The sequence below is a fragment of the Kitasatospora sp. NPDC088861 genome (assembly GCF_044750105.1).
Lineage (GTDB): Bacteria > Actinomycetota > Actinomycetes > Streptomycetales > Streptomycetaceae > Kitasatospora.
In genome coordinates this window covers 14,990-28,797 of the sequence record NZ_JBIVJF010000034.1, presented here as the reverse complement: position 1 = coordinate 28,797, position 13,808 = coordinate 14,990, and the positions used below count along the sequence as shown (strand labels likewise).

13 protein-coding genes are annotated in these 13,808 nt (G+C 71.8%); 2 read left to right on the top strand and 11 right to left on the bottom strand.

What is annotated here, in order from left to right:
• Positions 1-10 precede the first annotated feature (10 nt).
• The 3 genes from ACIP37_RS33580 to ACIP37_RS33570 form a co-directional block, all read right to left on the bottom strand.
• Positions 11-1,018 (bottom strand): NADP-dependent oxidoreductase, encoded by a 1,008-nt coding sequence (locus tag ACIP37_RS33580; RefSeq protein ID WP_363587170.1) that lies wholly within the window; start codon positions 1,016-1,018, stop codon positions 11-13.
• 92 nt (positions 1,019-1,110) lie between these two features.
• Positions 1,111-1,551 carry a nucleoside deaminase gene (locus tag ACIP37_RS33575; protein WP_363587171.1) on the bottom strand — a complete coding sequence of 147 codons (441 nt, stop codon included), beginning with the start codon at positions 1,549-1,551 and terminating at the stop codon, positions 1,111-1,113.
• Entirely contained in the window at positions 1,548-2,387 is an 840-nt protein-coding gene (locus tag ACIP37_RS33570) for a TIGR03619 family F420-dependent LLM class oxidoreductase (protein WP_400807996.1), read from the bottom strand. Before ACIP37_RS33570 ends, ACIP37_RS33575 begins: the two co-directional genes overlap by 4 nt.
• Positions 2,388-2,480: 93 nt before the next feature.
• On the opposite strand from ACIP37_RS33570, the gene ACIP37_RS33565 reads away from it, so the two are divergent.
• Positions 2,481-2,927 carry an Lrp/AsnC family transcriptional regulator gene (locus ACIP37_RS33565; protein ID WP_400807993.1) on the top strand — a complete coding sequence of 149 codons (447 nt, stop codon included), beginning with the start codon at positions 2,481-2,483 and terminating at the stop codon, positions 2,925-2,927.
• Positions 2,928-2,976: 49 nt separating this feature from the next.
• Here ACIP37_RS33565 and ACIP37_RS33560 read toward each other — a convergent pair whose 3' ends face one another.
• From ACIP37_RS33560 to ACIP37_RS33550, 3 genes are all read right to left on the bottom strand, one after another.
• Entirely contained in the window at positions 2,977-4,014 is a 1,038-nt protein-coding gene (locus ACIP37_RS33560) for an LLM class flavin-dependent oxidoreductase (protein ID WP_363587174.1), read from the bottom strand.
• Positions 4,015-4,223: 209 nt separating this feature from the next.
• Positions 4,224-4,613 carry an SCO5389 family protein gene (locus ACIP37_RS33555; protein WP_063345914.1) on the bottom strand — a complete coding sequence of 130 codons (390 nt, stop codon included), beginning with the start codon at positions 4,611-4,613 and terminating at the stop codon, positions 4,224-4,226.
• 81 nt (positions 4,614-4,694) lie between these two features.
• Complete coding sequence (locus ACIP37_RS33550; RefSeq protein WP_363587175.1) at positions 4,695-6,233, bottom strand: MFS transporter; 1,539 nt, start codon at positions 6,231-6,233, stop codon at positions 4,695-4,697.
• Positions 6,234-6,438: 205 nt separating this feature from the next.
• On the opposite strand from ACIP37_RS33550, the gene ACIP37_RS33545 reads away from it, so the two are divergent.
• Positions 6,439-7,194, top strand: a complete 756-nt coding sequence (locus ACIP37_RS33545; protein WP_363632471.1) for a class I SAM-dependent methyltransferase — start codon at positions 6,439-6,441, stop codon at positions 7,192-7,194.
• Positions 7,195-7,288: 94 nt separating this feature from the next.
• Here the strand turns inward: ACIP37_RS33545 and ACIP37_RS33540 are convergent, their stop codons facing one another.
• The 5 genes from ACIP37_RS33540 to ACIP37_RS33520 all read right to left on the bottom strand — a co-directional run bounded on the left by ACIP37_RS33540 (position 7,289) and on the right by ACIP37_RS33520 (position 13,751).
• Positions 7,289-8,509: a hypothetical protein gene (locus tag ACIP37_RS33540; RefSeq protein WP_363587177.1), complete on the bottom strand. Its 1,221-nt coding sequence runs from the start codon at positions 8,507-8,509 to the stop codon at positions 7,289-7,291.
• 192 nt (positions 8,510-8,701) lie between these two features.
• Complete coding sequence (locus tag ACIP37_RS33535; RefSeq protein ID WP_400845031.1) at positions 8,702-10,480, bottom strand: glycoside hydrolase family 15 protein; 1,779 nt, start codon at positions 10,478-10,480, stop codon at positions 8,702-8,704.
• 68 nt (positions 10,481-10,548) lie between these two features.
• Entirely contained in the window at positions 10,549-11,445 is an 897-nt protein-coding gene (locus tag ACIP37_RS33530; RefSeq protein ID WP_400845029.1) for a carbohydrate ABC transporter permease, read from the bottom strand.
• Positions 11,432-12,508, bottom strand: a complete 1,077-nt coding sequence (locus tag ACIP37_RS33525) for a sugar ABC transporter permease (RefSeq protein WP_350884138.1) — start codon at positions 12,506-12,508, stop codon at positions 11,432-11,434. The genes ACIP37_RS33530 and ACIP37_RS33525 overlap by 14 nt, the downstream gene beginning before the upstream one ends.
• Complete coding sequence (locus tag ACIP37_RS33520) at positions 12,498-13,751, bottom strand: extracellular solute-binding protein (RefSeq protein ID WP_363589225.1); 1,254 nt, start codon at positions 13,749-13,751, stop codon at positions 12,498-12,500. Before ACIP37_RS33520 ends, ACIP37_RS33525 begins: the two co-directional genes overlap by 11 nt.
• Between the last annotated feature and the right edge of the window lie 57 nt (positions 13,752-13,808).

Below are 13,808 nucleotides of genomic sequence, written 5' to 3'. Positions count from 1 at the left end.
AGGCCGGAGTTCAGCTCAGCCGCAGCACCAGCTTGCCGGTGTTCTCCCCGCGGAAGAGCATTCCGAGGACCGCCGGGAAGTCGTCCACCGTCCCCTCCACCACGTGCTCCTTGACCTTGATCCGGCCGTCCCCGATCCAGCCCGCGAGCTCCCGGGCCGCCTCCGGGTAGCGGGGCGCGTAGTCGAACACCACGAAGCCCTCCATCCGGGCCCGCCGCACCAGCAGTGACAGGTAGTTGGACGGGCCCTGCACGGCGGTCTCGTTGTTGTACTGGCTGATCGCTCCGCAGAGCACCACCCGGGCGTGCATCGCGAGCCGGGTGAGCGCGGCGTCCAGGACGTCCCCGCCGACGTTGTCGAAGTACACGTCGATGCCGTCGGGCGCGTGGTCGCGCAGCGCCTTGCGGACGTCCTCGGAGTGGTAGTCGATCGCCGCGTCGAAGCCCAGTTCCCCGGTGAGCAGCGCGCACTTCTCGGGGCCGCCCGCGATGCCGACCACCCGGCAGCCCTTGATCCTGGCGATCTGCCCGACCAGGCTGCCGACGGCCCCGGCGGCGCCGGAGACCACCACGGTCTCGCCCTCCTTGAGCGCCCCGACGTCCAGCAGCCCGAAGTAGGCGGTCATCCCGGGCATGCCGAGCGCGCCGAGGTACGTCGACAGCGGCGCGAGCGCGGGGTCGACCTTCAGCGCGCCCTTGCCGTCCGAGACCACGTACTCCTGGACGCCGAAGCTGCCGACCACGTGGTCGCCGACGCGGAACTTCGGGTGGTCGGACTCGACGACCTCGACCACGGACCCGGCCCGCATCACCTCGCCCAGCCCGACCGGCGGCAGGTAGGACGGCCGGTCGTCCAGCCACCCGCGCATCGCCGGGTCCAGCGACACGTACCGCGTCCGCCCCACGAACTGCCCGGGCCCGGCCGCCGGCACCGGCTCCGACCCGTGTGCCCAGTCCTCCGCCCGCACCTCCCCGACCGGACGGCGGGCGAGGCGGATCTGACGGTTGGTCGCGGTCATGACGTCTCCTGGGGGCGCGCGGGCCTGCACTGGACGCCCGAGTCTAAGCAAGCGCTTAGTCATCTGACCAGTGCCCGCCCGGCGCGTCGACGTCAGCGGCCTGGCCGGTAGTAGGCGTCGAGGGGTGCGCGCGCCTCGTCGAACAGGGCCGGGCCGTCCTGGGCCACCGTCGGCCAGGCGCCCGCCTGCGGGTTGAGCTCGACGAGTTGCTCGGTGGAGAGCGCGAAGACCACCCGGCCGAGGCCGGAGCGGACGATGCCGCCGGCGCACATGCCGCAGGGCTGGCAGCTGGTGTAGAGGGTGGTGCGCGCGGCCAGGTCCGGGTCGAGTTCGCGGGCCGCCCAGCGGGCGAGCTTCAGCTCCGGGTGGGCCGTGATGTCGTCGTCGCGCCGCACCGTGTTGTGTGCCTCGGCGAGGATCGCGCCGTCCGGGCCGGCCAGCAGGGAGCCGTACGGTGCGTCGCCCAGGGCGACCGCCCGGGCCGCGAGGGCGACGGCGCGCCGCAGGAGGGTTTCGTCGGCCAGGGTGATCACGGGCGGGCCTTCCATTGGGTGGCCACGGTGGTGAGCGCCCGCCAGGCCGCGCGGGGCCGACGGGTCTCCTCCGGATCGCCGTGGTAGGGGTCGAGGACGACGGTGTCCGCGCCGAGCAGCCGCAGCTGGTCGAGGTCGTCGAGGACCTGCTCGACGGTGCCGACCCCGGCGGGCCGCTCGGGATCGTCGACCGGCGCCTCGGTGATCCGCAGGGCGATGCGGGGGGAGAACCCCGGCAGCGAGTGCTCCGCCAGGATCGAGCGCATCAGGGGCAGGGGCAGCCGCAGCGGGTGCCAGGCGTCGCCGAACCTGACCGCGCGTCGGATCGCCGCCCCGCTGTGGCCGCCGACCCAGACGGGCGTCGGGGCGGCGTGGCTCCCGGTCCCCGTCCCCGTCCCCGGAGTCTCCGGACGCCAGGCGTCCCGCAGCACGCCCAGGTACTCGTCGGTCAGCCGGCCGCGCGCGGCGAACGGCACGCCGAGCGCGTCGAACTCCTGCCGCGCCCAGCCGACGCCCACCCCGAGGACGAACCGGCCGCCGCTGAGCCGGCTGAGGTTGGCGGCCAGCCGGGCCGTCAGCAGCGGGTGCCGGTAGGGCAGGATCAGCACGCTCGTGCCCAGCCGCAGGTCCGTGGTGAGGCCGGCCAGCCAGGACAGCGTGGTGAACGGCTCGTAGAACGGCTCCGGGTACCGCACGGACACGTCCGGGGTGATGGTCACGTGGTCGGACAGCATGAGGAGGTCGAAGCCGAGCCCCTCCGCGGTCCGCGCCCATTCACGCAGCACGCCGGGGTCCGTCCCGGGCCCGAAGTTCGGTACGTTGACGCCAAGTTGCATGGACCGAGGCTATCCCGGTGATCATGGCTGACGGAACCGAACCATCCCGGTGATCACTGCCCTGTGCCGTGGTTCTGCCGGTAGAATCGCGGAATGGCCGTGAATCTCGACGACGTCGACTGGCAGATCATCGGACAGCTGCAACGGGAGGCCCGGATCTCCCTCAGCGAGCTGGGGCGGCGGGTGAACCTCAGCTCGTCCGCCACCACGGAACGGGTGCGGAACCTGGAGGCGCTGGGCGTCATCACCGGCTACCACGCCGCGGTCGACCTGGCCAAGGTCGGCTATCCCGTGCTCGCCGTCATCCGGCTGAAGTACCCGGGCAACCGGCACGAGCCGCTGCGCCGGCTGCTCGCCGAGCGCCGGGAGCTCCTGGAGTGCCTGCGCACCACCGGCGACGACTGCTACACCCTCAAGGTCGCCGCGACCTCCATGGAGCATCTGGAGACGCTCGTGGACGAGCTGGCCGGCTTCGGCAGCACGACCACGAGCGTCGTCTACAGCCAGACGCTGCCCACCCGCGGCCCCGCCCGGCCCTGAGTCGCCGTGCCCTGAGTCTCCGTGCCCCGCTGCGCGCGAGGCCGCCGGGTCAGCCGCGCCCGGTCGAGGGCTGCCAGCCGAGGGCGGGGCCGAGGCGGGTGGCGAGGTCGGTGAGGATCTGCACGTAGTCCTGGTGGTCGAAGGTGAAGGGCAGGGCGAAGGCGACCTCGTCGACCTCCTGGTAGCCGGCGTGGGCGTGCAGCCGCTCGGCGATCTCCTCGGACGGGCCGACCAGGTCGGGCGCGAACACCATCCGGGCCGGGCCCTGCGGGGCGAGGGTGCGCGGGGTGCGGGCGAGGGCGTACGCCTGGTACTTGGCGCGCTGTTCGGGGGTGGCGCCGTCGGTGGGGATGACGACGAGGCCCTGGGAGACGCGGGCGCGCTCGCCGTCGGGGTGCTGGGCGCGGAAGGCGCGGATCTGGGTGCGCTGGATCTCGGCGAAGTCCTCGGACTCCCCGGGCTCCCCGGCCTTGACGATGCTGCTGGTGAGCAGGTTGAGCCCGTGCTCGCCGGCCCAGCGGGCGGAGCGCAGGCTGCCGGCGCCGTACCAGAGCCGGGAGGCGAGGCCGGGGGAGTGCGGCTGGACCCGGCGGGAGTACACCTCGATGCCCTCGGTGCCGGCGAAGTCGGAGGCGGGTTCGCCGCGGACGAGGCCGAGGAGGCGCTCGGCGCGGCCGGTCCCGAAGTCCTCGTGCTCGCCGGTGTCGGGGTAGAGCGTGCCGCGGACCCGGTCGTAGTGGGTGGGCGGGCCGACGCTGAAGCCGGGGTTGAGGCGGCCACCGGACAGGATGTCGACGGTGGCGAGGTCCTCGGCGAGGCGCAGCGGGTTCTCCCAGCCGAGCGGGGTGACGGCGGTGCCGAGGTGGATGCGGCTGGTGCGCTGGGAGGCGGCGGCGAGCACGGCGACGGGGGAGGAGATCCCGTACTGGAGGTGGCGGTGGCGCAGCCAGGCGCTGTCGAAGCCGAGCTGCTCGCCGAGGGTGATGAGGTCGAGGGTGGACTCGTGGCCCCGGCGCGGGTCGGCTTCGTCGAACAGTCCGATGGTCAGGAAGCCGAGTTTCCGCAGCGGTCGTGGGGTCGGCGGCATGGTGGGTGGCTCCGGGTGGTGTGAGGCGGCCCCGGGAGGGCCGGGCGGGTGGTGCCCGTCGAACGTACGCAGGCGGCTCGCGTCCCCACAAGATCGGCGCGGGATCGGACATCGGCGCGCAACACGGCGCAATCCCGTCTCCACATCGACCCGGTACGGGGCGCGGCGGGCCCCCTCCCCCGACGGGGCCCGCCGCGCGTCCGGGAGGGTCAGCAGCTGCGCAGCTCCGGGCTCTGGTTGCGGATCTGGTTGTGCAGCGAGGTGAACTCGCGGTAGGCGTCGCCGTCCTCGGTGCCGGGGCGGAAGGCGCCGACGCGGTGGCAGTTGACGAAGGCGAGCTTGACGCCGAAGTGGTCCTCCAGGCTGCCGCGGATGGCGTTGCTGGCGAGCGCGCGCAGCAGCTGGGCGCGCTCCTCGTCGGTGGGCGTGGTGTTGTCGGTGGTGAACTCGTCCTCGGTGGCGCTGAGTTCGGTGCTGAGCCCGGCGACGACCTGGTAGGCGTAGGGGAGGGAGGCGCGGACGGTGTCGAGGAAGTCGGCCTGGTTGACCCGGCCGTGCTCGGCCTGGGCGAGGAGGGCGGGGGAGACGTCGAGCGACATGGGTGTCCTCTTTCGCGGAGTCTGGTTATCGAAGATGAAAACCATTGCAAGATGGACTGTCGGCGATGTCCGGAGGCCCTGTCAAGTGCCGTCCCCCGAAGGGCTGACGGGTGGCGCCTCCCGGTCGGTCCTGATGACGAACAGGGCGATCAGCGCCGCGAGCACGGCGAAGGCCAGGCCCATGTCGAACGCCCTGGAGATGCCGTGCGCCAGCACCTCGGAGGAGTACGGCGCCGGCAGCTTTCCGGTGGCCCGGAACTGGGCCGCCTGCTGCGGGGTGGCCTGCCGCAGGAACGTGCCGACCTGTCGGCCGGCCTCGTTGCGGCCGGCCGCGCCGTAGACCGTGACCAGGATCGACAGCCCCAGCGAGCCGCCCACCTGCTGGGTGGTGTTGAGCATGCCGGTGGCCGCGCCGGTCTCGTGCGGGGCGACCCGGGAGACCACCGTCAGCGTGGCCGGGACGAAGATCGAGCCCATCCCGAGGCCGAACAGCAGGGTCGGGCCGAGGACCCCGGTCAGGTAGCCGCTGTGGGCGTCGAGCCGGGTGGACCAGAACGTCCCGCCCGCCACCAGCAGCGAGCCCACCACCAGGAACGGTCGGCGCCCGTACCGCAGCTGGGTGCGGGCGGCGAACTGGGCGGCGGCGACGCTCGCGGCGCTGATCGGCAGGAAGGCGAGGCCGGCCCGCAGCGGGCTGAACCCGAGGACGTCCTGCACGAACAGGGTCATGAAGAAGAAGATGCTGAACATGGTCGCGGCCACGCAGAGCAGCAGCCCGTAGGCGCCGGAGCGGTTGCGGTCGCGGAACAGGTGCAGCGGGGTGATCGGCTGCGGCGCCCGCCGTTCGTGGAACAGGAAGGCCGCCAGCAGCAGCGCGGCGAGGCCGAACGAGGTGAGCGTCACGGGGTCGGTCCAGCCGTGGTCGGAGGCCCGGATGAAGCCGAAGACCAGCGAGACCATGCCCGCGGTGGCGGCGAACGCGCCGGTCAGGTCGAAGCGTCCGGGGTGCCGTTCGGACTCGTTGATGTAGAGCGGCGCCAGCAGCGCGATCGCGATGCCGATCGGCACGTTGACGAACAGCACCCACCGCCAGGACAGCCAGGAGGTCAGGATCCCGCCGGCGAGCAGGCCGACGGCGCCACCCGCCCCGGCGACGGCCGAGTACACGCCGAAGGCGCGGTTGCGGGCCGGGCCCTCCGGGAAGTTGGTCGCGATCAGGGCGAGCGCGGTCGGCGAGGCGATCGCCGCGCCCAGGCCCTGGAGTGCGCGCGCGGCCAGCAGCCAGCCGGAGGACTGTGCGACGCCGCCGAGCAGTGAGGCGAGACTGAAGATCAGGACCCCGGCGACGAACACGCGCCGGCGTCCGAGGATGTCGCCCATCCGCCCGCCCAGCAGCAGGAGCCCGCCGAAGGCGAGGGTGTAGGCGTTGACGACCCAGGACAGGTCGGTGGTGTTGAACCTCAGCGCCTGCTGGATGTGCGGCAGGGCGATGTTCACGATCGTGACGTCGAGGACCACCATGAGCTGGGTGGCCGCGATGACGGTGAGGGCTGTCCCCGGGTGCTGGCCGCGTCGCGCGGGTGCGGGCGGCGCCGGGGCCAGGGCGCGCGAGGTGACCATGGCAGGTCCCCCAATGACTCGGGAGCGAATGACGGTGAGGGGGCGGGTCCGTCGAATGACACCGGCAGTATCCCCGGGGTAAAGGGAACACAATCGTTCATTACCGACAACCGGCTGATTCCGGACCCGCACCACTCCGCCGGGCGTGGTGCGGCGGCGGAAAACCCGGGGCACGGCCCGCCGCGGTCGTGTCAGGATGCTCGGCATGTCTGCTCGTGCACTGAGCTTCGGCGCGGTCGCCGAAGCCTACGAACGTTTCCGGCCGGGGTATCCCGACGAACTCTTCGACACGGTGACGGCGTACGCGGGCCGGCCGGTGCGGACCGCCCTGGAGATCGGTGCGGGCACCGGAAAGGCGACCCGGCTGTTCGCCGGGCACGGGGTCGACGTCACGGCGACGGAGCCCGACGCGGCCATGCTCGCCGAACTGCGCAGGACGGCGCCCCCCAACGTGCGGACCGTCCGTGCCGCGTTCGAGGACCTGCGGCCGGGCGGGACGTACGGGCTGGTCTACGCGGCGGCGGCCCTGCACTGGACGCGCCCGGAGGGCCGGTGGTCGCGGGTGGCCGAACTGCTGGAGCCGGACGGCGTGTTCGCCAACTTCGGCGGTCCGTTCCAGCCGGCCGACCCGGCCGTCGAGGAGGCCGTGCGGGCGGCCCGGGCGCCGTTCCTGGAGAGCGACGACGTCCCGTCCCCGGACGGGACCGCCCCCGAGGAGGAACTACAGTGGCCAGGAACGGAGTTGGAGCGGTCCCGGCTGTTCCGTGACGTCCGGCAGTCCGTCATCCGGCGGCGCCTGCTCGTGAGCGCCCCGTACTACCTCGGCCACCTGTCGACCATCTCGGCGTACCTCCAACTGCCGCCGCCGAGGCGGCGGCAGGCCTTCGACGCGATCGCGCGAGTGCTGCCCGAGACGGTCGAGGTCGCGGCCGACCTCACCGTCCATCTCGCGCGCCGGTGATCCGGGCGGCCGGGGCACCGGCTGTGACGTCGAACAGCGGCGCCCGGCCCGCCGCTGTCGCGGCCGGCCGGGCGCCGTGGGGGAGAAGCGGGGATCAGCCCTCCTGGGCGAGGCTCTTCATGTCCTCGTAGCCCATACCGAGCTTGCTGAACACCTGCTGCTGCTCCAGGGGCAGGCCGAGGCCCTTCAGCTCCTCGGCCTGGGCCGGGGTCAGGGGCTTGCCGGGGGTGAGCGCCGGGGTGGTCGGGGCGGTGCCGCCCTTGCCCCCGCTGGTGGCGCCGGAGGTGAGGAGGCTGAGCATCGCGCTCTGGATGTCGTCGCTGGTCAGCGCGACGGCGTCGGCGGGGGCCTCGACGGTCGGGGCGTTCTGGTTGAAGGCGAGCTTCACCGGGAAGTTGACGCCCGGTCCGGCCTTCGCCTCCAGCTGGGCGAGGTCGAAGGTGGCGGCGGAGAGCTTGCCGTCCTTCAGGTAGAGGTCGGCGCCGACCTTGTCCTCGCGCACGGTGCTCGGGACGGAGGTGGGGAGCTTCCCGAACTGCTGGGGGAGCTTGGTGGCCAGCGGCTTGAGGGCCTTCAGCAGTTCGTCGGCCAGCTGGCGGCCCGGGGCGCTCATCCAGATGTGCTCGGCGCCGTCCTTCTTGCCCTTGTCCTCGAAGGTGACGGTGCGGGACAGCACGTCCTTGAGGGAGTTGGTCAGCTGCTTGGCGGACTCCGGGTCCAGCGAGGGCTGTGCGCTCGGGGTGGCCTTGGCGCCGTCGAACTTCTTGGCGTCGTCGGCGAGCTTCTGGAGGTCGAAGGAGACCCACTTGCCGGCCAGCACGTCCTTGACCGGCTTCAGTTCTGCGGGCAGGCCACTGCTGATGGCGTCGACCTGCGACGGGTCCTCGCCGACCAGCTTCACCAGGCCCTTGGCGTCGGCCCGCAGGAACGCCTTGGCGTCGACCTGGCGGTACTCCAGCAGCGCGGTGCCCTTCCGGTCGGAGAGCACGTAGGACAGGCGCACCGACTTGTCGAGCGTCAGGTCCTTGTCGGCACCGCTGCTTTGCGCGTTCTTGAAGGTGTCGAGGTCCTTCAGCGGCTTGTCGGCGGATATCGCGACGGAGAAGTTCAGCCCGGACACGGCGTCGGCGCTCTTCGGATCGACCTTGTCGCCGGTGGCCGCGCCGAAGGCGGTGATCTGCTCGGGGGTGGCGTCCACGGAGAACGTGAGGCCGGCGGCCTTGCCCTCGCCGACCTTGGTGAAGGCCTTGGACACCTTCTGCGCGGCGGACAGCTGCTCGACGGTGCCGCAGGCGGCCAGGCCGGCGGCGAGCACGGATGCGGTGACGGCGACGGGAACGGTTCCGCGCGCGGCCCGGCGAATGGCGGTGTTGATGGTACGTCTCCTGTGTAACGGGGCCTGACCACATGGTCAGACCAGTCCCTCCCCGGTGGCGTCGAGCGCCACAGTGCTTACACATTTGATCACATCATCGGCAAGGGGGTGGCCGATTAATTTCGGACCGGCTCAGCCTCGGCCGAGGCGCAGCGCGGTGTCGATCAATGGCACATGGCTGAAGGCCTGCGGGAAGTTGCCGACCTGGCGCTTGAGCCGCGGGTCCCACTCCTCCGCCAGGAGTCCGAGGTCGTTGCGGATGGACAGCAGCTTGTCGAACAGCTGGTGCGCCTCGTCCGTCCGGCCGATCATCGCCAGGGCGTCGGCCAGCCAGAACGAGCAGGCCAGGAAGGCGCCTTCGTCGCCCGGCAGGCCGTCCACCCCGCCGCTGGTGGGGTAGCGCAGCACGAAGCCGTCCTCGGTGGACAGTTCGCGCTGGATCGCCTCGACGGTGCCGATGACGCGCTTGTCGTCCGGCGGCAGGAAGCCGACCTGGGGGATGAGCAGCAGGGAGGCGTCGAGTTCCTGGGAGCCGTAGGACTGGGTGAAGGTGTTGCGGTCCGGGTCGTAGCCGTGGGTGCAGACGTCCTCGTGGATGGTGTCGCGCAGGGCGCGCCAGCGCTCCAGCGGCCCCTCGCAGTCGGTCTGCTCCAGCAGTTGGACCGTCCGGTCGACGGCGACCCAGGCCATCACCTTGGAGTGGACGAAGTGCCGGCGCGGGCCGCGGACCTCCCAGATGCCCTCGTCCGGCTCCTGCCAGTGCTCCTCCAGCCAGGAGATCAGCCGCAGTTGCAGCAGGTGGGCGTGGTCGTTGCGGGCCAGGCCGGTGTGCTGGGCGAGGTGCAGGGCCTCGACGACCTCGCCGTAGACGTCGAGTTGGAGCTGCCCGGCGGCGCCGTTGCCGATCCGGACGGGGCGGGAGCCCTCGTAGCCGGGCAGCCAGTCGAGTTCGGTCTCCACCAGCTCCCGTTCACCGGCGATGCCGTACATGATCTGGAGGTTCTCCGGGTCGCCGGCGACGGCGCGCAGCAGCCACTCGCGCCAGGCCTTGGCCTCGTCGCGGTAGCCGGTGCGCAGCAGCGAGGAGAGCGTGATGGTGGCGTCGCGCAGCCAGGTGTAGCGGTAGTCCCAGTTGCGGACGCCGCCGATGTCCTCGGGCAGCGAGGTGGTGGGGGCGGCGACGATGCCGCCGGTGGGGGCGTAGGTGAGGCCCTTGAGGGTGATCAGGGAGCGGATCACGGCCTCGCGGTAGGGGCCCTGGTAGGTGCACTGGGCGGCCCAGTCGCGCCAGAACTCCTCGGTGGCGGCGAGTGCCTGCTCGGCGTCCGGCGGGTCGGGCGCGCCGAGGTGGGAGGCCTGCCAGGTGAGGGCGAAGGCGATCCGCTCGCCTGCGGTGACGGTGAAGTCGGCGTAGGTGGTCAGGTCGCGGCCGTAGGTCTCGGACTCGCCGTCCAGCCACACCGAGTCGGGCCCGGCCACGGCGACGGTGCGGGTCCCCGTGCCGTCCGTGACCTTGTGCACCCAGGGCACGACGCGCCCGTACGAGAAGCGCATCCGCAGGGCCGAGCGCATCCGGACGGTGCCGGACACGCCCTCGACGATCCGGATCAGCTGCGGGGCCGCCGTGCCGCGCGGCGGCATGAAGTCGACGACCCGGACGGTGCCCCCGGCGGTGTCCCATTCCTGTTCCAGGATCAGGGAGTCGCCCCGGTAGCGCCGCCGGTGGGCGGGCGGGGCGTCACCGGGGGCGATCCGCCAGAAGCCGTGCTCGTCCGTGCCCAGCAGGCCGGCGAAGACGGCCGGGGAGTCGAAGCGGGGCAGGCACAGCCAGTCGACGGCGCCGTCCCTGCCGACCAGGGCGGCGGTCTGCATGTCGCCGATCAGCGCGTAGTCCTCGATACGGGCGGGCACGTGGTTCTCCAAGAAGGGTTCACAGGAAGGTTCGGCAGAGGGGGTGTACCGGCCGGGCCGGGCCGGGCTCACTCCTTGAGCGAGCCCGAGTTGGCGCCGCGCACGAAGTGGCGCTGGAAGCAGAAGAACAGGATCGCCACCGGGAGGGTGGAGACCAGCGCCGCCGCCAGCTTGAGCGGGTACTGCGTCCCGGAGCCGAGGCCGCCGGAGACGAAGTGCGCCAGGCCGGTGGTGAGGGTGTCGTGCTCGCTGGACTGGGTGGAGACCAGGAAGTGCGTGAACTCGTTCCAGGAGCCCTGGAAGGAGAGCACGGTGAGCGTGATCAGCGAGGGCCGGGACATCGGCAGGACGACGGACCAGAAGATCCGGAACGTCCCGGCGCCGTCGATCCGTGCCGCCTCCTCGATCTCGCGCGGCACCGACTCGAAGAACTGCTTCATGATGAAGATCCCCGCGGCGTCGACCATCAGCGGCAGGATCATGCCGCTGTAGCTGTCGAACATGCCGAAGCTCTTCAGCACCAGGAACTTCGGGATCAGCAGCACCACGCCCGGCACCGCCATCACGGCGAGCACGAAGGCGAACAGCAGCCGGCGGCCCGGGAACCTGATCCGGGCCAGCGCGTAGCCCGCCATCGAGTCGAACAGCACCCGGCCGGCCGTCACCAGGACGGTCACCACCACGCTGTTGCCCAGCCAGCGCAGGAACGGGATGTTCTCGACGCCCTCCGCCAGGCCGAACAGCCGCCGGTAGGAGGCCAGGGTGCCGCCGTCGGGCAGCACCGACATCGGGTGGGCGGCCGCGTCCGGGTCGGTCTTGAAGCTGTTCACCAGTTGCAGCAGGAACGGCAGCAGGTAGAGCAGCGCGAAGCCGAGCAGGACGGTGTACCCGAGGAGCCGCAGCGGCCGGGGGAAGCGGCCGAGGATCGGCTTGTCCACGGCGGGCTTGCGGTCAGCGTGCGGCACGGCGGGCTCCCTTCGGGCTGCGGCGGGGCTTGCCGTCCCGCTCCCGCAGGACCCACCGCTGGACGGCGGTGAGCAGCAGGATCAGGCCGAGCAGGACGAACGCGATGGCGGCGCCCTGCCCGAAGTCGGCGTTGTCGAAGCCGGCCGAGTAGGACAGGTAGGCGGGCGTCAGGGTGGTGTTGCCGGGCGCGCCCTTGCCCATCACGTACACCTGGTCGAAGACCTGCCAGGTGGAGATCAGGCCGAGGGTCAGCACCAGGAACAGGACGGGCCGCAGGGCGGGCAGGGTGACGTGGCGCAGCAGCTGGCGGCGGTTGACGCCGTCGAGCGCGGCGGCCTCCTCCAGTTCGCGCGGGATGTCCTGGAGGGCGGCGAGGAAGATCAGCATGAAGGTGCCGGAGGTGGTCCACACCGCCATCAGGATCAACGTGCACATCGCGACCGAGGGCCCGGCGAACCACTCCGACCAGGACAGCCCGAGCGGGCCGCCCGTGCCCGGAGCGGGCTGGTCCAGGCCGAACCAGCCGAGCACCAGCCAGATCACCCCGCGCGGGTCGGCGAACCAGTTCGGCCCCTTGACCCCGAGCCAGCCCAGCATCCGGTTGACGGCGCCGCTGCCCTGGAAGAGGAACAGGAAGACCGTCGAGATCGCGATCGAGCTGGTGACGGACGGGAAGTAGAACACCGTGCGCAGGGCGCCCCGGCCGCGCAGCATCCGCTGGTTGACCAGGATGGCGAGCAGCAGCGCCAGCACCGTCTGCAGCGGCACCGTCAGCAGGACGTAGTACAGCGTGTTGCGCATCGAGGTGGCGAACAGCGTGCGGTCCAGGCCGTCCTCGGCGAACAGCCGGCGGTAGTTGTCCAGGCCGATGAAGTCCGCGCTGCCGCTGAACGGGTTGGACTGGCCGTCCCAGTGCAGCAGGCTGACCCACAGGGCCATCCCGATCGGCAGGACCATGAAGAGGCCGAGGACCAGGACCATGGGGCCGGCGAACAGCCAGCCCCATGCTCCCTCGCGCAGGCTGCGCCGGCGTGTCGTGCCGGTGGAGCTGTTACTTGGCATTCTTGATGGCCTGCTCGCCGTTGCGCTGGAGGGTGGCCAGGATGGCCGCCGGGTCGCCCGTCTTCAGCGACTGGAGGTCGGTGTTGAACTGGGTGAGCACCTTGGTGAACCCGGCGATGGTGACCGGCGCCTGGGCGTTGGCGACGCCGTCGACCCAGGCCTTGGACTCGGGGTACTTCTGGGCGTAGGCGCTCAGCGCGCTGGTGCGCGAGGGCATCACGCCGAAGGCCTGGGCGAACTCCAGCTGCTGGTCGGCGGAGGCGAGGTGCTTGACCAGGTCGACCCCGGCCGCCTGGTGCTGGCTCTTGGCGGCGATGCCCCAGCAGTTGCTGAAGGCGAGGGTGCCGGGGCCGGCCGGGCCGGCGGGCAGCGGGAGCACCTTGTACTGGACGTTCGGGTAGTCCTTGGCCATCGCGCCCTTGAGCCAGTTGCCCTCGATGGTCATCGCGGCCTTGCCCTTGCCGAGCGCCTCGCCGCCCCAGCCGGCGTCCACCTCGGCGACGTACTTGGCCGAGCCGGCCTTCATCATCGACTGCACGTACTCCAGCGCCTGCTTGTTGGCCGGGCTGTCGGCGGTCATCGCGGTCTGCTCGGGGTTGGTGATCCAGCCGCCGGCCTCCTTCAGCAGGGCGCCGAGCCGCTGGTAGTCGGGGGCGGTCACCAGGCCGGTCACGCCGTCCTTGGTGAGCTTGGCGGCGTCGTCGGAGAGCTGCTGCCAGCTGGTCGGGTAGTCGGCCTCGGTCAGGCCGGCCTGCTGCCACAGCGTGGTGTTGATCGCCAGGCCCAGGGTGGAGGTGTCCTTGGGCAGGCAGGTGAGCTTGCCGTCGTAGCTGAAGGCCTTGCGCAGCGGCTCGGAGAAGTCCGCGGCGTCCGGGATCTGGTCGCCGTAGGCGTACAGCGAGCCGCCCTTGGCGTAGTTCGCGAACTGGTCGGAGTTGACGTAGAAGAGGTCCGGCGGGTTGCCGCCGGCGAAGGCCTGGCCGAGCTGCTGGTTGATGTCGCTGGCGATCTGCACGGTGACGGTGTTGCCGGTCTTCTTGGCCCAGTCGGCCGTGGCGGCCTTGACCGCGGCCGTCTCGGACTCGCCGGAGGTGGCGATCAGCACCGTCAGGCTCTGGTTGCCGCCGGAGGACTGCTTGGCCGGTGAGTCGCCGAAGCCGCCGGAGGAGGAGCAGCCGGTGACGGCGCCGAGGGCGACGGCCGTGCAGACGGCTGCCGCGGCGAGGGTGCGGGAGGTGGCCATGCGGGATCTCCTTGCGAGGGTGGGTGGGGGGAGTGGGCGGAGATGGTTCGGGGGAGT

Bases quoted from the DNA above. Each gene is read 5' to 3' on its own strand.
- ACIP37_RS33580 (WP_363587170.1), bottom strand. From the start codon at position 1,018: ATGACCGCGACCAACCGTCAGATCCGCCTCGCCCGCCGTCCGGTCGGG.
- ACIP37_RS33570 (WP_400807996.1), bottom strand. From the start codon at position 2,387: ATGCAACTTGGCGTCAACGTACCGAACTTCGGGCCCGGGACGGACCCC.
- ACIP37_RS33565 (WP_400807993.1), top strand. From the start codon at position 2,481: ATGGCCGTGAATCTCGACGACGTCGACTGGCAGATCATCGGACAGCTG.
- ACIP37_RS33560 (WP_363587174.1), bottom strand. From the start codon at position 4,014: ATGCCGCCGACCCCACGACCGCTGCGGAAACTCGGCTTCCTGACCATC.
- ACIP37_RS33555 (WP_063345914.1), bottom strand. From the start codon at position 4,613: ATGTCGCTCGACGTCTCCCCCGCCCTCCTCGCCCAGGCCGAGCACGGC.
- ACIP37_RS33550 (WP_363587175.1), bottom strand. From the start codon at position 6,233: ATGGTCACCTCGCGCGCCCTGGCCCCGGCGCCGCCCGCACCCGCGCGA.
- ACIP37_RS33545 (WP_363632471.1), top strand. From the start codon at position 6,439: ATGTCTGCTCGTGCACTGAGCTTCGGCGCGGTCGCCGAAGCCTACGAA.
- ACIP37_RS33525 (WP_350884138.1), bottom strand. From the start codon at position 12,508: ATGCCAAGTAACAGCTCCACCGGCACGACACGCCGGCGCAGCCTGCGC.
- ACIP37_RS33520 (WP_363589225.1), bottom strand. From the start codon at position 13,751: ATGGCCACCTCCCGCACCCTCGCCGCGGCAGCCGTCTGCACGGCCGTC.